Consider the following 20,732-nt stretch of genomic DNA (forward strand, 5'->3'; position numbering starts at 1 on the left):
AATGGGGGGTGCATCCCGCTGGACCAGCCCCCTGTGGGAGCAGAATCCCCCGTGGCCGCCGGACGGCGGCCCATCCCATGTTACCCCCGCACGTCGCTCCGCCCCAGCAGATAATCTGTGGTCACGTCGAAGTAATCCGCCAGGGCCACCAGTCCCTCGTAATCCGGCCGGCGAGAGCCGCCCTCATAGTTCTGGTAAGACCTCAGCTTGATACCGAGGAAATCGGCCATCTTTGACTGGGTCACTTTCTTTTCTCTCCGCAGTTCGCGCAGTCTCTCCGCAAATTTTATCATAAAAACTCTCAAATCCCTTGACACGCACAATATGGGTGTATATAATGATATGTACAAAACGGGTGCTATGGTGATCGCTATGTCGGATGCAATGGAAATTTTATATGCCTATGCCAAGGAGGAGCTCCTCCCCTCCTATCTCCCCTCCCCGGAGTACCGGGAAGTCTCCCGCCTGACCGCCCGCCTGTCCCTGCGGCTCCGGGACCTGCTTCCGGACGACGACTGGAACACCGTCGAAAAATACGAGGATGCGGCGGCGCAGCTCCACAGCATGGAGCTGGAGGCCGCGTTCCAGGCCGCCTTCTCTCTGGCAAGGGAGCTGCCTTAGCTCTCCCACTTCTCCAGCAGCTGCCGCAGCTGGTCCGCGAACCGGGCCAGGGACTTGTTGTCCCGCCCGCGGCTGCGCTTGATGCTCTCCATAAGCATGTTGCCCACGGCCACCAGCCGCTCGTAGGCCGCGCTGGCCCGCATACCGCCGGTGGTCCTGGCCTTCCGCTCAGGCAGGTAGCCGGGCTCGGTCACCTTGTCGGCGATCAGGTCGTACACCTCCGTGTACTGGGGCGCGTGGGCGGTGAAGCCCAGGCCCTGGATGGTCTTGGCGAAGAAGGGCGCCACCTCCCGGTCCCCGTGGACCACGAACACGTGCTGGGGCTTGGGGGCCTGGATGGCCTGGATCCAGGAGAGCAGGTGGTTCCGGTCCGCGTGGGAGGAGAGACCCTGGAAGTTCACGATCTGCGCATGGACGGCGATCTCCTCGCCGAAGAGCTTCACGCTCTTCACACCCTCCAGCAGGGTGCGGCCCAGGGTGCCCTCCCCCTGGTAGCCCACGAACACCACGGTGCACTCCGGCCGCCAGAGGTTGTGCTTCAGGTGGTGGCGGATGCGGCCCGCGTCGCACATGCCGGAGGCGGAGATGATGACCTTGGGGGTGGGGTCCATGTTCAGCATCTTGGACTCCTCGCTGGTCTCCGTCATGCGCAGGTTGGTGAAGTTGAACATGTGGGTGCCGTCCTGCACCAGCTCCAGCGCCGCCTCATCCAGATAGCCCCGCAGGTCGCCGGTGAAGATGGTGGTGGCCTTCTTGGCCAGGGGGGAGTCGATGTACACGGGGAAGTCCGGGTCGCTCTTCACCATCCCCTTGTCCTTGATCTCCCGGATGAAGTACAGCAGCTCCTGGGTGCGGCCCACGGCGAAGGAGGGGATCACCACGTTGCCGCCCTTGGCGATGGTCTCGTCGATGATCTTCGCCAGATCGTCGGTGTAGCTCCACACCTCCGTGTGGTTGCGGTCGCCGTAGGTGGACTCCATCACCACGTAGTCCGCGCCGGTGAGGTAGGTGGGGTCCCGGATGATGGGCTGGTCCACATTGCCGATGTCGCCGGAAAAGACGATCTGTTTGGTGATGCCGCCCTCCGTGGCGGTGACGAGGATGGAGGCGGAGCCCAGCAGATGGCCCGCGTCCACGAACTCCACCCGGACGCCCTCGCACAGGTCCAGGGGCTGGTTGTACTCGCAGGTGGTCATGTACTGGCTCACCCGCTGGGCGTCCTCGATGGTGTAAAGGGGCTCCACCCGGGGGGCGCCGGACCGCTCCGCCTTGCGGTTCTTCCACTCCGCGTCGGACTCCTGGATGTGGGCGGAGTCCTGGAGCATGATGTCCATGAGATCCGCCGTCAGCCGGGTGGCGACGATCCGGCCCTGGAAGCCCTGCTTCACCAGCATGGGGATCCGGCCGGTGTGGTCGATGTGGGCGTGGGTCACCAGGACGAAGTCGATGTCGTTCGCGGCAAAGGGAAAAGCGTCGTTGGACACCTCGTCCCGCCCCTGCTGCAATCCGCAGTCCACCAGGATGCGCCTGCCGTTGACCTCCAGACAGTGGCAGCTGCCGGTGACGCACTGGTCGGCGCCGTAAAAGCTGAGCTTCATGGGGGAACCTCCTTTTTTGCTCCTCCCCGCCGCGGCGGCGGGTGGGGCTTTTTTGTCAGTTTAACACAAAGGAGCGGGCGGGGCAAGGGGCGGCGGGGATTCCGGCGGATTTTGTAACCACTTTTGCCTTGCTTTCCCCCGCGCGGACCGGTATGCTGGGATAAAAGGAGGTGGCCGGGATGGCAGAGCGGAAGACGCTGCTGATCCCCTCCCTGCTGGACGATTGGTTCCCCCTGCTGCAGTACGCCTTTACGTCGGAGGAATGGGAGCCGGTGCTGCTGACGGAGGACGATCCCCATCTGGCGGAGCTGGGGCTGAAATATTTCCACAATGAGCTGTGCTATCCGGTGTTCCTGGTGGCGGGGCAGGTGCTGTCCGCCCTGCGGTCCGGGCGGTACGACCCGGCCCGGTGCGGGGTGCTGTTCGGCCAGGCGGGGGACGAGTGCCGGGGCTCCTGCGGCATCCGCCTGCTGCGGCGGGTGCTGGACCGGCTGGGCTACGGCCGGGTGGAGACCCTGAGTCTCAATGTCCGGGGCATCGACCGGGGCACCGGGCTGCCCATCACCGCCGCCATGGTCCGCCGCTGTCTGGCCGCTGCCGTGTGGGGGGACACGCTGGCCCTGCTGCGGAACCAGACCCGGCCATACGAGGCAGTCCCCGGCACGGCGGAGGCACTCTGGCGCCGCTGGACGGAGGACCTGGGACAGGATCTGGCGGGGAATCGAGGACTCACCCGCCGGGAGATCCTGCGCCGCTGCCGGGAGATGGCGGCCGAATTCCGGGCGGTGGAGCGGGTGCCCCGTGAAGTCCAGAAGGTGGCTATCGTGGGGGAGATCTACACGAAATACTGCCACCTGGGCAACTGGAATTTGGAGCGGTATCTGGCGGCGGAGCACTGCGAGATCGGCGTGGGCGGCATCACCTGGTACGCCCTGTACTACATGGACGGCCACGCCCTGAAAGGCTCCGCCCCTGCCCGGCGGGTGTATCGGCTGCTGGCGTCGTACCTGGCGGAGATCCAGCGGGATATGCTGTCGATTTTGAATCAGGCGGGCTATCATGCCCTGCCGCCGCTGCCGGAGCTGAAGCGGCAGGCGGAGGGGTATGCTCCCCTGCGGGTGACGGTGGCGGATGGGTGGCTGATCGCTGCCGAGGCCGTGGGCTGGGCCCGGCTGGGATACCGAAAAATTCTCTGCGTCCAGCCCTTCGCCTGCCTGCCGGGCCACATCTTCGGCAAGGGGCAGTACGCCGCCCTCCAGCGCAAGCTGCCGGGCGCCCGGCTGGTAAGCGTGGACTACGACGCCTCCACCGGCGAGGGCACGGTCCTCAGCCGCATCCGGATGCTGCTGGACGAGGAGCTGGATCCGGAGCTCCTATGACTGGGCAATCGATTGCCCGGTCGGGAAGCGTTTGTTTCTTTTCGCTGATTTCCCCGCCGCGTCCTGTCGAAAAATCATGGCTTCTGCCGGACATGGGCCGCTATTTATGAACTTTTTTTACAAAAGTTGTTTTTTCTTTGCATTCCACCTGCGATTGTGGTATGCTATTTCTGCTTTTTCGTGGGGACTGCCCCACCTTTTATAAATAATATGGATCAACGGGCCTTTCTCCAGCGCTCCGCCATTCCGGCGAGCCGGAGGGACCGGCCCGGAAAGGAAGTATCACAATCATGGGTCTGATGAAAAAGATTTTTGGCGATTACAGCTCCCGGGAGCTGAAATCCATCTACCCCATCGTGGACAAGATCGAGTCCATGGCCGACGAATACAAGGCCATGAGCGACGAGGCCCTGCGGGCCAAGACCACGGAGTTCAAGGAGCGCCTGCAGAATGGCGAGACCCTGGACGATATCCTGCCGGAGGCTTTTGCCACCGTGCGGGAGGCCGCGGACCGGGTGCTGGGCATGCGGCCCTACCGGGTGCAGCTGGTGGGCGGCATCGTGCTGCACCAGGGCCGGATCGCCGAGATGAAGACCGGCGAGGGCAAGACCCTGGTAGCCACTCTGCCCGCCTATCTGAACGCCCTGACCGGCCGGGGCGTCCACATCGTCACGGTGAACGACTACCTGGCCAAGCGCGACAGTGAGTGGATGGGCAAGGTCCACCGCTTCCTGGGCCTGAAGGTGGGCCTGATCGTCCACGGCCTGACCACCAAGGAGCGGCAGGCCGCTTACGCCGCGGACATCACCTATGGCACCAACAACGAGATGGGCTTCGACTATCTGCGGGACAACATGTGCATCTACTCCACGGAGCTGGTGCAGCGGGGTCATGCCTTCGCCATCGTGGACGAGGTGGACTCCATCCTGATCGACGAGGCCCGGACACCCCTCATCATCTCCGGCCAGGGGGAGAAGTCCACCCAGCTCTATGACATGGCAGAGATGTTCGTCTCCCGCCTGAAGAAGCAGGCGGTCGTCCAGGTGGACAACAAGGAGGAAGAGGATCCCGCCGAGGCGGACGCGGACTACATCGTGGATGAGAAGGCCAAGACCGCCATGCTCACCGCCCGGGGCATCGCCAAGGCGGAGGAGTTCTTCCACGTGGAGAATCTGTCCGACCCGGAGAACGCTACCCTCTCCCACCACATCAACCAGGCCATCAAGGCCCACGGCGTGATGAAGCGGGACATCGACTATGTGGTGAAGGACGGCGAGGTTATCATCGTGGACGAGTTCACCGGCCGTCTGATGTTCGGCCGGCGCTACTCCAACGGCCTGCACCAGGCCATCGAGGCTAAGGAGCACGTCACCGTGGCCAGCGAGAACAAGACCTTGGCCACCATCACCTTCCAGAACTACTTCCGCCTGTACGACAAGCTGTCCGGCATGACCGGCACCGCCATGACGGAGCAGGAGGAGTTCGGCACCATCTACGAGCTGGACATTGTGGAGATCCCCACCAACCGGCCCAACCAGCGCCACGACCACCACGACGTGGTGTACAAGACCGAGGCAGGCAAGTACCGAGCGGTCATCCAGCAGATCAAGGACTGCCACGCCAAGGGCCAGCCCGTGCTGGTGGGTACCGTGTCCATTGAGAAGAACGAGCTGCTCAGCGGCCTGCTGGCCCGGGAGGGCATCCAGCACAACCTGCTGAACGCCAAGAACCATGAGAAGGAAGCGGAGATCGTGGCCCAGGCGGGCAAGTTCGGCGCCGTCACCGTGGCCACCAACATGGCCGGCCGCGGCACCGATATCATGCTGGGCGGCAACGCCGAGTACCTGGCCCGGGCAGACCTGGTGAAGGCCGGCTACTCCGATGAGGTCATTGCCGACGCCACCGGCTACGCCGAAACAGACAACGAGGAGATTCTGGCCGCCCGGAAGCTGTTTGCCGAGAAGATGGCCCAGCACAAGGCGGTGATCGCGGAGGAGGCGGAGAAGGTCCGCGCCGCCGGCGGCCTCTTCATCATCGGCACAGAGCGCCACGAATCCCGCCGGATCGACAACCAGCTCCGCGGCCGCGCCGGCCGCCAGGGCGACCCCGGCGAGACCCGGTTCTATATCTCCCTGGAGGACGACCTGATGCGCCTCTTCGGCGGCGAGCGGATCCAGAACATGATGGAGAAGTTCGACCTGGACGAGGACACCCCCATCGAGAACAAGATGCTGACCAAGGCCATCGAGAACGCCCAGACCACCGTGGAGTCCCGGAACTTCCAGTCCCGCAAGTCCGTGCTGGAGTACGACGACGTCATGAACAAGCAGCGGGAGATCATCTACCAGCAGCGCCGAGAGGTTCTGGACGGCAAGGACCTGAAGGACACCATCCTGTCCATGACCCGCAACGCCATCGCCGACCACGTGGCTATGGCCTTCGGCGAGGCCCAGGCCCTGGACGCCGCCGGCTGCCGGGAGATGCTGCGCGGCCTGGAGGGGCTGTACTTCCCCAAGGACACCTTCCAGTTCACGGAGGACGACGCCGCCGACAAGACCCAGCAGGACTTCACCGACCTCTTCCTGGAGGCCGCAGAGAAGACCTATGAGGCCAAGGAGGCGGAGATCGGTACGCCCCTCATGCGGGAGCTGGAGCGGGTCATCATGCTGCGCGTGGTGGACGAGTACTGGATGGACCACATCGACGCCATGGACGACCTGAAGCAGGGCATCCGCCTGCGGGCCTATGCCAACACCGACCCGGTCATCGCCTACAAGCAGGAGTCCCTGACCATGTTCGAAGAGATGGTCTCCGCCATCCAGACCGAGACGGTCCGCCGCATGTTCTCCGTCCGGCTGAAGAAGGACGAGGAGGTCAAGCGGGAGCGGGTGGCCAAGGGCATGGTGGAAAACGTGGGCGGCGACGGCACCGCCCCCAAGAAGCAGCCTGTCAAGGTCAACAAGATCGGCCGCAACGACCCCTGCCCCTGTGGCAGCGGCCTGAAGTGGAAGAAGTGCACCTGCAAGGAGTACCACGACAATTAAAGAGGGGACTGCGTCCCCCCTTTAGATTCCCCCTCCCCAGTGACATCGGTCACTGGGGACGCCGCCCAAGGCGGCTGGGTCAAGGGATTTTCGCCACGTACACGCCGCGGCGAAAATGATTGGAATTTCTTGATCTGCCTTCGGCAGATCAACTGGGGAAACCCGGATGGGTTTCCCCTAGCCCCTTTCCTTTTGAGTGTAAGCTCTTCACTCTCCACTCTTAACTCTTCACTCTATCTTTGATCTCTAATCTCTTCCGCTCCCTGTTCTCTCCTGCCGGAGGGCAGGGGGCGGTCTTTTCACAGAAAGGAGCGTACCATGAAAGACAGCGATGGAATGTTGGCACTTTTGCAGGACATCAAGGAGCTCCTGTGGGGAATTGCGCTGCTGTCGGCAGGCGGGTTTCTCTGCTTGATCGGCATTGTGATTGGTGACTGGGGCATCGCACTTCTTGCGGTGGGGATTTTTGTATTTCTTGCCGGGGCACTTTGTGCCTATCACGGGTTCAACCACCACGAGGTCGTGGAACATCAGAACTGAACGGAGGTCGCTATGGCATTTGTCACCCATGAGCAAAACGAACTGGTCTGGCTCGCCTCCCCCCTGCTGGGCGGGGTGCGCCACGGATTCTCCACCCGGCGGGGCGGGGTGTCTCCGGCGCCGTGGGATACCCTGAACCTGGGCCCCGGACGCGGGGACGCGCCGGAGAACGTGGAGGAGAACTACCGCCGCTTTTTCGCCGCCCTGGATATGGACTCGGCGTACCCCGTCCTCTCCCGGCAGGTCCACCGGGATGATGTGCGGCTCTGCACCGCCGCCGACGCCGGGAAGGGTCTGATCCGGGACCGGGACTACGACGCCGACGCCCTCATCACCGCTGAAAAAGGACTGCCCCTGGTGGTGTTCTCCGCCGACTGCGGCATCCTTCTGCTCCATGACCCGGACGCCGGGTGCGTGGGAGCGGTCCACGCCGGATGGCGGGGCTGTGCCGCTGGAATCGTGGAGAAGACCGTCCGGGAGATGGTCCGCCTGCTGGGCGCCAGACCGGAACGCATCCTGGCTGCCGTGGGGCCCTGCATTGGGAAATGCTGCTTTGAGACCGACGGCGACGTACCGGAGGCCATGCGGGCCTCTGCCCTGGGGCCGGAGGCGGAGCCGTATCTGGAGCGTCGAGGGCCCAAATACCATGTAGATTTGGCGGGTCTGAACCGTCAGTGGCTGCTCCACGCCGGTGTCGCGCCGGAGCATATCGACATCTGCGGCCTGTGTACCGCCTGCCGCCCCGACCTCTTCTGGTCCCACCGGAAGATGGGCGAGGCCCGGGGCGCACAGGTGGCCGTGATCTGCCTTTGAAACACTCTTTGCCGGAGGGCCTGTGCCATGACCAAGACCAAGCGCATCCAGATCCTGTGCCTGCTGGGGGCAGTGACCCTGCTGCTGTCCGGCTGCTGGACGGAAGCCCCCGTGGAGTCCGCCAACGGCCTGCTGGGGGACCAGGAGCCCGCCGACCAGCAGGAGGAGGTGATCCTCCCTGCGGCGTTCACCCTTCCCTATGACCCGGACCAGACGCTGGACCCGGTGACCTGTGCCGACGGTATGCAGCAGGTGGCGGGCTCCCTCATCTACGAGGGACTCTTCCGCCTGGACCGCCAGCTGGAACCCCAGCCGTGGCTGTGCCAGAGCTACACCTATGACGCCGCCTCCCTCACCTACACGTTCACCCTCCGCAGCGGCGTCACCTTTTCCGACGGGTCCCCCCTGACGGCGGCGGACGCGGCGGCCACCCTGCGGCGGGCCAAGAGTTCCCAGCGGTACAGCGCCCGGCTGGCCCATGTAGCCGCTGTCTCCGCCGGGGACGGGGTGGTAATCGTAACCCTGTCCCGCCCGGACTCCAGCCTCCCGGCCCTGCTGGACATCCCCATCGTCAAGTCCGGAACTGAGGAAAGCCTCACCCCTGTGGGCACCGGCCCCTACTATTTCACCACCGATGAAGCGGGTGCCTGTCTGGCGTCCCACAGCGGCTGGTGGCGGGGAGAGTCCCGCCCCGCGGAGCGGATCGCCCTCTCCGCCGCCAGGGACCGGGAGGCCATACTGTACCAGTTCTCCTCCCACGAGGTGCAGTTGATTACTGCCGACCTGATCGGCACGGAGCCCATCACCGCCACCGGCAACATCAGCTATGAGGATGCGGATACCACAGTGCTCCAGTTCCTGGGCTTCAACACCGCCCGCGCCCCCTTTCAGGACAGCGCCGCCCGCCGGGCCCTGGGCCTGGGCATCAACCGGGAGACGCTGGTGAGCGCCGTGCTGTCCGGACACGCCCGGGCGGCCCAGTTCCCGGTCTCCCCTGTCTCCCCGCTCTACCCGGCGGAGCTGGAGTCCCTATACTCCTATGACGATTTCGCCGCAGCGATGGAGGCAGCGGGACTGAACACCGGCCGGACCCGCACAGTGACCCTGCTGGTGAATCAGGAGAACACTTTCAAGGTCTCCGCTGCGGAGCATATCGCCCAGGCCCTGTCGGATTTCGACCTTCAGATCCAAGTGGAGGCCCTGCCCTGGGAGGAGTATGCCGCCGCCCTGGCCGCCGGGAACTTCGACCTGTACTATGGCGAAGTGCGGCTGCCTGCGAATTGGGACCTTTCCGCCCTGGTGGGCACCGGCGGCAGTCTGAACTACGGCGGCTGGGCGGATCCCCAGACGGAGCAGCTCCTGGCCGCCTGCGCCGCAGCGGAGGACCGGGCCGCAGCTCTGTCGGACCTGTGTGCCTATCTTCAGCAGCAAGCGCCTATTCTGCCCTTGTGCTTTAAGTCCTCCTCCGTCCTGTACCAGACCGGGGCCGTATCCGGCCTGACCCCTACGGCGGCAGAGCCCTTCTACGATCTGCCCTCCTGCCAGATCCACCTGCGGCAGCCGTAAATCCGCGCTGTCTCCACGCGCCGCGCCCGGACCGGGATTCCCGGTCCGGGCGCGTTTTGTGTTTCCTTCCCGCCGGGGGAAACGCGGTCCCAGCTGCACGGCAGCGGGCATCCTAAGTCATGGGATAACTGCTGCCAATGGAAGATTTCCCCGGAAGGGCCGTTCCAGAGCAGCCTGCGGGCAACGGCCCTTTTCGTCCGGCGTGGTCAGGGGACCGGGCATCCGGGGCCTGCGGGGTAATCGCCGTCCTGCAAGATGGTGTGCTTACGATCTTCATAACCGCTGATGTGTCGGTCATATTCTTTTGCCAAAAGAAATGCCCCCGCCATTGAATGGGATATGTCTCGTTGCGTGTATCAAACAAGGCGCTGTGGGATGGTGGGCCAAAGTACCTTTGTTTGATGGCGGGCGCGCAGTCAGCTTTGTCGGAGCTGTCAACGCATTCCTCCATTTTTTGTCGATTTCGCCAAAGCTCCTGGGGACGGCGGAACGATTTTAGGCGGTCCCACAAATTTTCCGTCTGTGGGGATTCCGGGCCCCCAAGTGTCTTGACAACACCGCCTTAGAGTTCGTATAATAATAGCACTGAGAGCAAAGGCGCCCTTTGGCGGTATCTTTTGCTCTTTTTTCTTTTTAAAATTTTTCGCGGAGGGGCGCTCCGCGTCCATACACGGTCACCATCGGAAAGGAGTCAGGCTCATGCGTCACTACACCAAGGAGGACATCATCCGGCTGGTCCGGGAGGAGGATGCCCAGTTCATCCGTATGCAGTTCACAGACATTTTCGGCCAGCTGAAAAACGTAGCCATCACCGCCTCTCAGATCGGGCGGGCGCTGGACAACCAGATTATGATGGATGGCAGCTCCATCGCGGGATTCGTCCGCATTGAAGAATCAGACCAGTATCTCTGGCCGGACCTGGACACCTTTGCCATCCTGCCCTGGCGGCCCCAGTACGGCAAGGTGGCCCGGCTGATCTGCGACGTCCACAACCCCGATGGTACCGCCTTCGCCGGTGATCCCCGAGGTGTGCTGAAGCGGGTGCTCCGCCGTGCCGACGCCCTGGGCTTCACCTGCAATGTGGGAGCGGAACTGGAGTTCTTTCTGTTCCAGACCGATGAAGACGGTCAGCCCACCATCCGGACTTCCGACGAGGCCAGCTATTTTGACCTGGGCCCTCTGGACCATGGGGAGGGGACCCGCCGGGAGATCTGCCTGAATCTGGAGCAGATGGGCGTGGCGGTGGAGGCCAGCCACCACGAGGTGGCAGCCGGCCAGCACGAGATCGACCTCCAGTACACCGACGCCCTGCGGGCTGCGGACAACATCATGACCTTCAAGCTGGCGGTGAAGACTCTGGCCCAGAAGAACGGCCTCCACGCCACCTTCATGCCCAAGCCCGTCAGCGGCGCCGCCGGCAGCGGCATGCACGTAAATATGTCCCTGTTTCGGGATGGGAAAAATGCCTTCTATGACGAGGCGGATCCCCGGCACCTGTCCCCGCTGGCCTATCAGTTCATCGCGGGACTGCTGGGACACGTACGGGGATGCTGTGCCGTCACCAATCCACTGGTGAACAGCTACAAGCGGCTGGTGCCCGGCTACGAAGCCCCCTGCCATCTGGCCTGGTCCACCGGCAACCGCTCCGCCTTGGTCCGCATTCCAACACCGCGGGGAAACAGCACCCGGGTGGAGCTGCGGAGCCCTGATCCCGCCTGCAACCCCTATCTGGCCCTGGCGGCGTGCCTTGCCGCGGGACTGGACGGGATCGAGCAGCAGATGACGCCCCCCGCCCCCCTCACCGGCAACCTTTACGAGGTGGGAGACGCCTCCGGCATCCAGCGGCTCCCCGGCTCTCTGGAGGAGGCCGTCCGGGCCCTGGAGGCAGACAGCGTCATTACGGACGCGCTAGGTGCCCACGTGACGGAGCAGTATCTAGCCGGAAAGCGTCGGGAGTGCCGGTCGTACGCCGCCCAGGTGTCCCAGTGGGAGCTGGAACAGTATCTGGTGGCGTACTGACCTGCCGGCCCTTCTGACAGGGCCGCAGAGAGAGGAGGGGGGCAAATTCCATGGACAGGATCATATTGGCGTTTGCCTCTGAGAAAGCCCACGCCCAGATCACCCGCATTCTGGGCTCCGGCGGCCTCGCGCCGTCCATCTCCTGCTTCAGCGGCGCGGAAACCATCCGAGCCGCCCGGAAGCTGGGCGGAGCCGTCGTCATCTGCGGTTTCCGGCTGCGGGACATGACTGCGGAGATGCTGGCCGTGGACCTCACGGGCATCGCCCCGGTGCTGGTCATCTCCTCTCCCGGGAATCTGGAGCTGTGTGGGGACAGGAACCTCATCAAGTTGGCCGTCCCCTCCTCCCGGGCGGAGTTCTTCGCCTCGCTGGATCTGGCCCAGGGAGTCCTTGCAGGCGGCGCCCCGGCTCCCCGGCTTCATATCCAGCGAAGTGCCGAGGAGGAGCGGCTGATCTGCCGGGCCAAGGCGGTGCTGATGGAGGTAAACCTCATGAGCGAGGCGGAGGCCCACCGCTTTCTGCAGAAGTACAGCATGGACACGGGGCTGCGGCTTGCAGAGACCGCCCGGCTGATCCTGGAGCGGTACACAACAGGCTGAAGCCTGACGATGAAACGACAAGGGAGGCAGTCCCAATGAGTGGACCAGCGCAGAACATACACAATATCTATGATCCCCTGTGGGAGCACGACGCCTGCGGCATCGGCGCCGTGGTGAATTTGAAGGGCACGCCGTCCCACGCCACAGTGGACAGTGCCCTGAAGATCGTGGAAAAGCTGGAGCACCGGGCAGGTAAAGACGCCACCGGCGAGACCGGTGACGGCGTGGGGCTGATGATTCAGGTGCCACACAAGCTGATGGTGAAGGCGGCCTCCGCCGAGGGCATCGCCCTGGGCGGCCCCCGGGATTATGGCGTGGGCATGTTCTTCTTCCCCGCAGACGCGCTGAAGCGGGCCCAGGCCCAGAAGATGCTGGAGATCATCGCGTCCAAGGAGGGGCTGGACTTCCTGGGCTGGCGGGATGTGCCCACCCATCCGGAGGTGCTGGGCCGGAAGGCCCTGGACTGTATGCCCTGCATCTGCCAGTGCTTTGTGGCCCGGCCTGTAGACTGCGCCCGTGGCCTGGACTTTGACCGGAAGCTGTATGTGGTCCGCCGGGAGTTCGAGCAATCCAATGTGAACACCTACATTTGCTCCTTCTCCAGCCGGACCATCGTGTACAAGGGCATGTTCCTGGTGGGGCAGCTGCGGAAGTTCTACACGGACCTGACGGAGCCGGATTGTGAGAGCGCCATCGCCCTGGTCCACTCCCGGTTCTCCACCAACACCACCCCCAGCTGGGAGCGGGCCCATCCCAACCGCTACATCCTCCATAACGGTGAAATCAACACCATCCGGGGCAACGTGGACCGGATGCTGGCCAGGGAGGAGACTATGCACTCGGCCGTACTGGAGGCGGACATGGACAAGATCCTGCCGGTGGTAGACCAGAGCGGCTCCGACTCCGCCATGCTGGACAACACCCTGGAATTTCTGATGATGAACGGCATCCCACTGCCCCAGGCGGTGATGATGTGCATCCCGGAACCCTGGGCCAACGACCGGAAAATGAGCCGGGAGAAACGGGACTTCTACCACTACTATGCCACCATGATGGAGCCCTGGGACGGCCCGGCGGCCATCGTGTTCTCCGATGGGGACACGGTGGGCGCGGTGCTGGACCGGAACGGCCTGCGCCCCTGCCGGTGGTATCTCACTACCGACAAGCAGCTGATTCTCTCCTCCGAGGTGGGGGTGCTGGACATCCCACCGGAGAAGATCGTGAAGAAGTCCCGGCTCCAGCCGGGGCGGATGCTGCTGGCAGACCTGACTGCCGGTCGACTGGTGGACGACGCCGAGGTCAAGGAGCGGTACGCCCGCCAGCAGCCCTACGGCGAGTGGCTCGATGCCCACTTGGTATACCTGCGGGATCTTCCCATCCCCAACCGGCGTGTGGAGCGGTCCTCCCAGGAGCGGCGGGACCGGCTGTACAAGGCCTTCGGCTACACCTATGAGGAGGTGAAGGACGCCATCCTCCCCATGGCCCGGGATGGGGCGGAGCCCACCTCCGCCATGGGCGTGGACACACCGCTGGCGGTGCTGTCGGAAAAGCACCAGCCCCTGTTCAGCTACTTCAAGCAGCTCTTCGCCCAGGTGACCAACCCGCCCATGGACGCCATCCGCGAGGAGATCGTCACCGACACCACGGTGTATGTGGGCTCCGGCGGCAATCTGCTGGAGGAAAGAGCGGAGAACTGCACAGTCCTCCAGATCCACAACCCCATCCTCACCTCCGTGGATCTGATGAAGATCCGCTACATGGACCGGCCCGGCTTCCATGTAGAGACCATCTCCCTGCTGTACTACAAGGGCTCTCCCTTGGCCAATGCCCTGGACCGGCTGTTCGTCAACGTGGACCGGGCCTACAAGAATGGCACCAACATCCTGATCCTGTCAGACCGGGGGGTGGACGAGAACCATGTAGCCATCCCCTCCCTGCTGGCGGTGTCCGCCTTGGAGCAGTATCTGGTGCGGACGAAAAAGCGCACCGCAGTCTCCATGATCCTGGAGAGCGCCGAGCCCCGGGACGTCCACCACTTCGCCACCCTCCTGGGCTACGGCGCCCAGGCCATCAACCCCTATCTGGCCCAGGAGTGCGTAGAGGAGCTGGTGACCCTGGGGATGCTGGATAAGGATCCCACTGCGGCCGTCAACGACTACAACAGCGCCATCCTCCACGGCATCGTGAAGATCGCCTCCAAAATGGGCATCTCCACCATCCAGTCCTACCAGTCCGCCCAGATCTTCGAGTGCCTGGGCATCAACCGGGACGTGGTGGACAAGTACTTCACCAACACAGTCAGCCGGGTGGAGGGTATCGGCCTGGCAGAGATCGAGGAGGGCGTGGAGTGGAACCACAGCCAGGCCTTCGATCCCCTGGGCCTGGGCTACGACTCCACGCTGGACTCCACCGGCATCCACAAGCTGCGGTCCGGCCCGGACAAGGAGGACCACATGTACAACCCCCGGACCATCCTGCTGCTGCAGAAGGCCGTCCGGGAGGGCAGCTACGAGACCTTCAAGGAGTATTCCGCCCTGGTGGACGAGCCTGCCAAGCCCCATACCCTGCGGGGGCTGCTGGACTTCCAGTTCGATGAGAGCGGCGGCATCTCCATCGACGAGGTGGAGTCTGTGGCGTCCATTGTCAAGCGATTCAAAACCGGCGCCATGAGCTACGGCTCCATCTCCCAGGAGGCCCACGAGTGCCTGGCCATCGCCATGAACCGCATCGGCGGCAAGTCCAACTCCGGCGAGGGCGGCGAGGACGCGGCGCGCCTGCGCGATGAGCGGTGCTCCGCCATCAAGCAGGTAGCCTCCGGCCGGTTCGGCGTTACCAGCGCCTACCTCACCAGCGCCCAGGAGATCCAGATCAAGATGGCTCAGGGTGCCAAGCCCGGCGAGGGCGGCCATCTGCCCGGGAAAAAGGTCTATCCCTGGATTGCCAGGACCCGGTGCTCCACCCCCGGCGTGACACTGATCTCTCCGCCGCCTCACCACGACATCTACTCTATCGAGGACCTGGCCCAGCTGATCTATGACCTGAAAAACGCCAACCGCCGGGCCCGGATCAGCGTGAAGCTGGTCAGCGAGGCGGGGGTTGGCACCATCGCCGCCGGCGTGGCCAAGGCCGGTGCCCAGGTGGTGCTGATCTCCGGCCATGACGGCGGCACCGGCGCCGCGCCCCGCAGCTCCATCCACGGGGCGGGCCTGCCCTGGGAGCTGGGCGTGGCGGAGGCCCACCAAGCCCTGATCGCCAACGGTCTGCGGAGCCAGGTGGCCCTGGAGGCCGACGGCAAGCTGATGACCGGGCGGGATGTGGCCATCGCCTGTATGCTGGGGGCGGAGGAATTCGGCTTTGCCACCGCGCCCCTGGTGGCCCTAGGCTGCTGCATGATGCGGGTGTGCAACCTGGACACCTGCCCGGCGGGCATTGCCACCCAGAATCCCCAGCTCCGGTCCCGCTTCTCCGGCAAGCCGGAGTACGTGGTGAACTTCATGGAATTCGTGGCCCAGGAGCTGCGGGAGTATATGGCGGCCCTGGGCATCCGCACCGTGGATGAACTGGTGGGCCGCAGTGACCTACTGCGGGTCCGGGAGAAGCTGGTGACCCACCGGGCGGAGACCCTGGACCTCCGCAGCCTGCTGGAAAATCCCTGGAGCGGCGGGCCGTCCCACTTCAATCCCGGAGATGTTTACGACTTCCATCTGGAGCGGACCCTGGATGAGAGCGTGCTGCTGGCCAAACTGGGCAAGACGCTGAAGGGGAAGCGGACTGGCCGGTTGGAGCTCACCGTCTCCTCCACGGACCGGGCCTTCGGCACGCTGTTCGGCGCCGAGATCACCCGGCAGTGCGGGGACTCCCTGCCGGACGACAGCTATGTCATCACCTGCCATGGCGGCGGAGGCCAGTCCTTCGGCGCCTTCATCTCCAAAGGACTGACCCTGGAGCTGGAGGGCGACTGCAACGATGGGCTGGGCAAGGGCCTCTCCGGCGGCAAGCTGGTACTCTATCCACCCAAGGACAGCACCTTCGACCCCGGCGAGAACATCATCGTGGGCAACGTGGCTCTGTACGGCGCCACCTCCGGCCAGGCGTTCATCAACGGGATGGCCGGCGAGCGGTTCTGCGTCCGCAACTCCGGCGCCATCGCCGTGGTGGAGGGCGTGGGGGACCATGGCTGCGAGTACATGACCGGCGGCCGCTGCGTGATTCTTGGCCCCACGGGAAAGAACTTCGCAGCCGGGATGTCCGGCGGCATCGCCTATGTGCTGGACGAAAAGCACGACCTCTATATGCGCCTCAACAAGGACCAGGTGATGACGGACACCCTGACGGAGCCTCACGACATCGCCGAGCTCCGCTCCCTCATTGAGGCCCATGTGGCCGCCACCGGCTCCCCCCGGGGGAAGAAGATCCTGGCGGCCTTCCACTCCTACGTCCCCTGCTTCAAGAAGGTCATGCCCCGGGACTACGACCGGATGCTCCGGTCCATCGCCCAGTACGAGGAGAAAGGCATGACCCGTCAGCAGGCGGAGATCGAGGCGTTCTACGCCAATACCAGAGCTTGAGAGGAGGCTGGACAACATGGGAAAACCCACCGGCTTTTTGGAATATACCCGCCGGGAGGATGGCCGCCGGCCCGCGGCGGAGCGGGTCCGGGACTGGGATGAGTTCCACCTTCCCCTGCCGGAGGAGATCCGGCGCCAGCAGGGCGCCCGGTGCATGAACTGCGGCGTCCCCTTCTGCCAGGCGGGGATGATATATGAGGGAAAGGCCTTTGGCTGTCCCCTGCACAACCTGATCCCCGAGTGGAACGACATGATCCTCTCCGGCAACTGGGGCCACGCCCTCAGCCGGCTGCTGAAGGTCAACAGCTTTCCGGAGTTCACCGGCCGCGTGTGCCCCGCCCCCTGCGAAAACGCCTGCATCTGCGGCATCTATGGGGACCCCATTACGGTCCGGGACAATGAGTTGAGCATCATCGAAGCGGCCTTTGGCGCCGGGAAGCTCCGCCCACGCCGGCCGCCCCAGTGGTCGGGGAAGAAGGTCTGCGTGGTAGGCTCGGGCCCGGCGGGCCTGGCGGCAGCGGACCAGCTGAACCGCCGGGGCCACATGGTCACCGTCATCGAGCGGGCGGAGCATCCCGGCGGTCTGCTGATGTACGGCATCCCCAATATGAAGCTGCCAAAATCTGTGGTCCGGCGGCGCATCGACCTGATGACCGAGGAGGGCGTCACCTTCGTCTGCGGTGTGGACGCCTCAGAGGGTGCCGTGGCAAAGCGGCTGCTGGCGGAGTACGACGCGGTGATCCTCTGCTGCGGGGCCGGAGCGCCCCGGCCCTTGGGACTGGACACCACCGGCATCTCCGGCGTATGCTACGGCACCGAGTACCTGAAGGCTGCTGTGGAGCGGGCTCAGTTCGGCAAGGCGGAGGCGGCGGTTCCCTCCGCCTCCGGGCTGGATGTGGTTATCATCGGCACTGGCGATACCGCCAGCGACTGTGTGGCCACCGCCCTGCGGCAAGGCTGCCGCTCCGTGACCCAGCTGGTGCGCCGTCCCCGGACGGATTACCTGGACGCTGCGGGAAGCCTGCCGCTGGATTACGCCCACGAAGAGGCGCTGGCCGTTACGGGCCAGGATCCCCGGCGGTTCGGCGTCCAGGTCCAGAGCCTGGTGGCGGGGGAAAGCGGTTCCCTGACCGGTGTGGTCACCACGGAGGGGGATACCCTGCCCTGCCAGCTGTTGATCGGCGCCACCGGCTTTGCCGGGTGTGAGCGGGGCGTGTGCGAGGCCTTCGGTGTGGAGGCGGACAGGACGGTCCGCACAGCGCCGGGGAGCTATGCTGCCAATGCGGACAAGGTGTTCGCCGCTGGCGATATGCGCCGGGGCCAATCCCTGGTGGTGTGGGCCATCGCCGAAGGGCGCTCCGCCGCTGCGGAGGTGGACCGGTATCTGACCGGCTACACGAATCTGGTACGCTCCATTGGGTAGATGGGACATCCCCCTGACACAAGGATGGAGAAATTTCAGGAAATTTTCAGCTGGGTTTTGGGATATTCCCACATTGACAGCGGATATCCCCAGTGGTAATCTTTAGACCATAATTTTAACATCAGCAAAGGCGTTGATGGAGAAAAGTACCGCGGATGTTCCGGGCCAGTGAGCGGGGGATGGTGAGAACCCCGTACCAAAGAGTCCGCGGGAAGAACACTCCGTAGCTGTGATCTGAACGCGGGAGACCGCCAGTAAGTGAAACGAGTCGTGACCGTTACCTCACGCGGGCTTGTTGGAGCCTAGTCAAAGAGGTCCCCGATCAGGGGGCAAGTCAGGTGGCACCGCGGATCGCAGCTATTCGTCCTGAAATTTCAGGACGGAGCTGCGATCTTTTTTATTTCGGAGGTGCTTCTATCTATGTGCGCAATTATGGGTTTTTCCAAAAAGACCTACACCAAGGAGGAACTGCTGCCCTTCTTCGACCGGACCCGGTCCCGGGGACCGGACATGTCTCAGATCCTCGAGACGCCGTCCGGCTGGCTGTGCTTTCACCGGCTGGCCATCATGGGCCTGACGGAGGCGGGGATGCAGCCCTTTGAGCTGGACGGGGACTATGTGGTCTGCAACGGCGAGATCTACGGCTTCCGCCCCCTGAAGCGGCAGCTGACGGAAAAAGGCTACTCCTTCCGCAGCGGCAGCGACTGTGAGATCCTGCTTCCTCTGTACCGGGAGTACGGCCTGGAGATGTTCGCCAAGCTGGACGCGGAGTTCGCCCTCATCATCTACGATTCCAAGCGGGATGAGCTCATCGCAGCCCGGGATCCCATCGGCATTCGGCCCCTGTACTACGGCTATGACCGCTCCGGCGCCATCGTCTTTGCCAGCGAACCGAAAAACCTAGTGGGGTTATGTAAGGGGATCCGCCCCTTCCCGCCGGGACACTATTACGCGGACGGAAAATTTGTCCGCTATGCGGATCTCACCACCGTCACGCAGTACTCCCCCGATGACTTGGAGACCGTCTGCCGCAACATCCGCAACAAGCTGATCGCGGCGGTGGATAAACGGCTGGACGCGGACGCTCCCCTGGGCTTCCTGCTCTCCGGCGGGCTGGACTCCTCTCTGGTATGCGCCATCAGCTCCGTAATTCTGGGGAAGAAGATCCGTACCTTCGCCATCGGCATGGACACGGATGCCATCGACCTGAAGTACGCCCGGGAAGCGGCGGAGTTCATCGGCGCCGATCACACGGAGGTCTATATGACCCGGAAGGAGGTTCTGGCGGCCCTGCCCGTCGTCATCGCCGCCCTGGGCACCTGGGACATCACCACCATCCGGGCCAGCATGGGCATGTATCTCTGCTGCAAGGCCATCCACGAAAAGACGGACATCCGGGTGCTGCTGACCGGCGAGATCAGCGATGAGCTGTTCGGCTACAAGTACACAGACTTTGCCCCCAGCGCCGGAGCCTTCCAGCAGGAGTCCAAAAAGCGGGTGGATGAGCTGCACATGTACGATGTGCTGCGGGCAGACCGGTGCATCTCCGTCAACTCTCTGGAGGCCCGGGTCCCCTTCGGCGACCTGGACTTCGTGAAATACGTCATGGCGGTGGATCCGGCGCTGAAAATGAACACCTATGGCATGGGCAAGTACCTGCTGCGCCACGCGTTTGAAAAGGACCGCCTGCTGCCGGACAGCATCCTCTGGCGGCAGAAGGCCGCCTTCTCCGACGCAGTGGGCCACTCCATGGTGGACGACCTGAAGGCTTACGCGGAGGAGAAGTACACGGATTCTGAGTTTGAGACCCGACGCAAACAGTATGACTGCTGTCCGCCCTTCACCAAGGAGAGCCTGCTGTACCGGGAGATCTTTGAGCAGTGTTACCCCGGCCAGGCCCGGATGATCCGGGACTTCTGGATGCCCAACCGGTCCTGGGAGGGCTGCGACGTGGACGATCCCTCCGCCCGGGTCCTCTCCAACTACGGTCAGAGCGGAATGTGAGAAAGCTCTCCGCATTCCTTTTTGATACAGAACGAATTTAAGACAGGAGGTTTTGTGTGATGTGTGAGACGAAGAAATTGCCGGAGCTGTTTGGGAGTCTGGTATTTAACGAAGGCACTATGAAGGAGCGTCTCTCCTCGGCGTCTTACAGCGCCTGGAAGAAGTGCGTGACGGAGGGGACGCCCCTGGACCTCTCCACCGCCAATGAGATCGCTGAGGCCATGAAGCAGTGGGCCGTGGAAAAAGGCGCCACCCATTTCACCCACTGGTTCCAGCCCATGACCGGCGTCACGGCGGAGAAGCACGACAGCTTCATCGCCCCTGTGGGCGGCGGAAAGATCATGATGGAATTCTCCGGCAAGGAGCTGATCCGGGGTGAACCGGATGCCTCCTCCTTCCCCTCCGGCGGTCTGCGGGCCACCTTTGAGGCCCGGGGCTACACCGCCTGGGATCCCACCTCCTTTGCCTTCATCAAGGAGGGCAGCCTGTGCATCCCCACCGTCTTCTGCTCCTACTCCGGCGAAGCCCTGGACAAGAAGACGCCTCTTCTGCGGTCCA

Annotated in this window: 14 protein-coding genes and 1 other annotated feature; of the genes, 12 read left to right on the forward strand and 2 right to left on the reverse strand. The window is 63.9% G+C overall.

Annotated features, from left to right (window positions below):
* Positions 1-80: 80 nt before the first annotated feature.
* Positions 81-293, reverse strand: a complete 213-nt coding sequence (locus HMPREF1546_RS16265) for a helix-turn-helix domain-containing protein (protein WP_021750755.1) — start codon at positions 291-293, stop codon at positions 81-83.
* Between the two features lie 49 nt (positions 294-342).
* Here HMPREF1546_RS16265 and HMPREF1546_RS16270 point away from each other — a divergent pair, with 49 nt between their 5' ends.
* Positions 343-621, forward strand: coding sequence for a DUF6809 family protein (locus tag HMPREF1546_RS16270; protein ID WP_036631092.1), 279 nt, complete (start codon positions 343-345; stop codon positions 619-621).
* Here HMPREF1546_RS16270 and HMPREF1546_RS16275 read toward each other — a convergent pair.
* Complete coding sequence (locus HMPREF1546_RS16275; protein ID WP_021750757.1) at positions 618-2,219, reverse strand: MBL fold metallo-hydrolase RNA specificity domain-containing protein; 1,602 nt, start codon at positions 2,217-2,219, stop codon at positions 618-620. The two genes, HMPREF1546_RS16270 and HMPREF1546_RS16275, sit on opposite strands and share 4 nt — an antisense overlap.
* A gap of 179 nt (positions 2,220-2,398) precedes the next feature.
* Here HMPREF1546_RS16275 and HMPREF1546_RS16280 point away from each other — a divergent pair, with 179 nt between their 5' ends.
* From HMPREF1546_RS16280 to HMPREF1546_RS18535, 11 genes are all read left to right on the forward strand, one after another.
* Entirely contained in the window at positions 2,399-3,598 is a 1,200-nt protein-coding gene (locus HMPREF1546_RS16280; RefSeq protein WP_021750759.1) for a hypothetical protein, read from the forward strand.
* Between the two features lie 287 nt (positions 3,599-3,885).
* Positions 3,886-6,642, forward strand: a complete 2,757-nt coding sequence (gene secA / locus HMPREF1546_RS16285; protein WP_174233010.1) for a preprotein translocase subunit SecA — start codon at positions 3,886-3,888, stop codon at positions 6,640-6,642.
* A gap of 318 nt (positions 6,643-6,960) precedes the next feature.
* Positions 6,961-7,182 carry a hypothetical protein gene (locus tag HMPREF1546_RS16290; protein WP_021750764.1) on the forward strand — a complete coding sequence of 74 codons (222 nt, stop codon included), beginning with the start codon at positions 6,961-6,963 and terminating at the stop codon, positions 7,180-7,182.
* A 12-nt stretch (positions 7,183-7,194) separates the two neighbouring features.
* Entirely contained in the window at positions 7,195-7,995 is an 801-nt protein-coding gene (gene pgeF, locus HMPREF1546_RS16295; protein WP_021750765.1) for a peptidoglycan editing factor PgeF, read from the forward strand.
* Positions 7,996-8,022: 27 nt separating this feature from the next.
* Positions 8,023-9,561, forward strand: a complete 1,539-nt coding sequence (locus HMPREF1546_RS16300; RefSeq protein WP_021752141.1) for an ABC transporter substrate-binding protein — start codon at positions 8,023-8,025, stop codon at positions 9,559-9,561.
* A 699-nt stretch (positions 9,562-10,260) separates the two neighbouring features.
* On the forward strand, positions 10,261-11,580 hold the full coding sequence (glnA, locus tag HMPREF1546_RS16305; protein WP_021750770.1) for a type I glutamate--ammonia ligase: 1,320 nt from the start codon (positions 10,261-10,263) through the stop codon (positions 11,578-11,580).
* Between the two features lie 50 nt (positions 11,581-11,630).
* On the forward strand, positions 11,631-12,179 hold the full coding sequence (locus tag HMPREF1546_RS16310) for an ANTAR domain-containing response regulator (protein ID WP_021750771.1): 549 nt from the start codon (positions 11,631-11,633) through the stop codon (positions 12,177-12,179).
* A 35-nt stretch (positions 12,180-12,214) separates the two neighbouring features.
* Positions 12,215-16,747, forward strand: coding sequence for a glutamate synthase large subunit (gltB, locus tag HMPREF1546_RS16315; RefSeq protein ID WP_021750772.1), 4,533 nt, complete (start codon positions 12,215-12,217; stop codon positions 16,745-16,747).
* Positions 16,748-16,763: 16 nt separating this feature from the next.
* Positions 16,764-18,170 carry a glutamate synthase subunit beta gene (locus HMPREF1546_RS16320; RefSeq protein WP_021750773.1) on the forward strand — a complete coding sequence of 469 codons (1,407 nt, stop codon included), beginning with the start codon at positions 16,764-16,766 and terminating at the stop codon, positions 18,168-18,170.
* A gap of 124 nt (positions 18,171-18,294) precedes the next feature.
* Positions 18,295-18,542, forward strand: a binding site (T-box leader).
* A gap of 48 nt (positions 18,543-18,590) precedes the next feature.
* Positions 18,591-20,174 carry an asparagine synthase B gene (gene asnB / locus HMPREF1546_RS16325; RefSeq protein WP_021750774.1) on the forward strand — a complete coding sequence of 528 codons (1,584 nt, stop codon included), beginning with the start codon at positions 18,591-18,593 and terminating at the stop codon, positions 20,172-20,174.
* Between the two features lie 59 nt (positions 20,175-20,233).
* A partial coding sequence (locus HMPREF1546_RS18535) for a glutamine synthetase III (RefSeq protein ID WP_021752143.1) occupies positions 20,234-20,732 on the forward strand: 499 nt, incomplete at its 3' end.

The sequence above is a fragment of the Oscillibacter sp. KLE 1745 genome (assembly GCF_000469445.2).
Classification (GTDB): domain Bacteria; phylum Bacillota; class Clostridia; order Oscillospirales; family Oscillospiraceae; genus Oscillibacter; species Oscillibacter welbionis.

Bases quoted from the DNA above. Each gene is read 5' to 3' on its own strand.
- pgeF (WP_021750765.1), top strand. From the start codon at position 7,195: ATGGCATTTGTCACCCATGAGCAAAACGAACTGGTCTGGCTCGCCTCC.
- HMPREF1546_RS16275 (WP_021750757.1), bottom strand. From the start codon at position 2,219: ATGAAGCTCAGCTTTTACGGCGCCGACCAGTGCGTCACCGGCAGCTGC.
- asnB (WP_021750774.1), top strand. From the start codon at position 18,591: ATGTGCGCAATTATGGGTTTTTCCAAAAAGACCTACACCAAGGAGGAA.
- HMPREF1546_RS16320 (WP_021750773.1), top strand. From the start codon at position 16,764: ATGGGAAAACCCACCGGCTTTTTGGAATATACCCGCCGGGAGGATGGC.
- gltB (WP_021750772.1), top strand. From the start codon at position 12,215: ATGAGTGGACCAGCGCAGAACATACACAATATCTATGATCCCCTGTGG.
- HMPREF1546_RS16270 (WP_036631092.1), top strand. From the start codon at position 343: ATGTACAAAACGGGTGCTATGGTGATCGCTATGTCGGATGCAATGGAA.
- HMPREF1546_RS16280 (WP_021750759.1), top strand. From the start codon at position 2,399: ATGGCAGAGCGGAAGACGCTGCTGATCCCCTCCCTGCTGGACGATTGG.
- glnA (WP_021750770.1), top strand. From the start codon at position 10,261: ATGCGTCACTACACCAAGGAGGACATCATCCGGCTGGTCCGGGAGGAG.
- HMPREF1546_RS16265 (WP_021750755.1), bottom strand. From the start codon at position 293: ATGATAAAATTTGCGGAGAGACTGCGCGAACTGCGGAGAGAAAAGAAA.
- HMPREF1546_RS16290 (WP_021750764.1), top strand. From the start codon at position 6,961: ATGAAAGACAGCGATGGAATGTTGGCACTTTTGCAGGACATCAAGGAG.
- HMPREF1546_RS16310 (WP_021750771.1), top strand. From the start codon at position 11,631: ATGGACAGGATCATATTGGCGTTTGCCTCTGAGAAAGCCCACGCCCAG.
- HMPREF1546_RS16300 (WP_021752141.1), top strand. From the start codon at position 8,023: ATGACCAAGACCAAGCGCATCCAGATCCTGTGCCTGCTGGGGGCAGTG.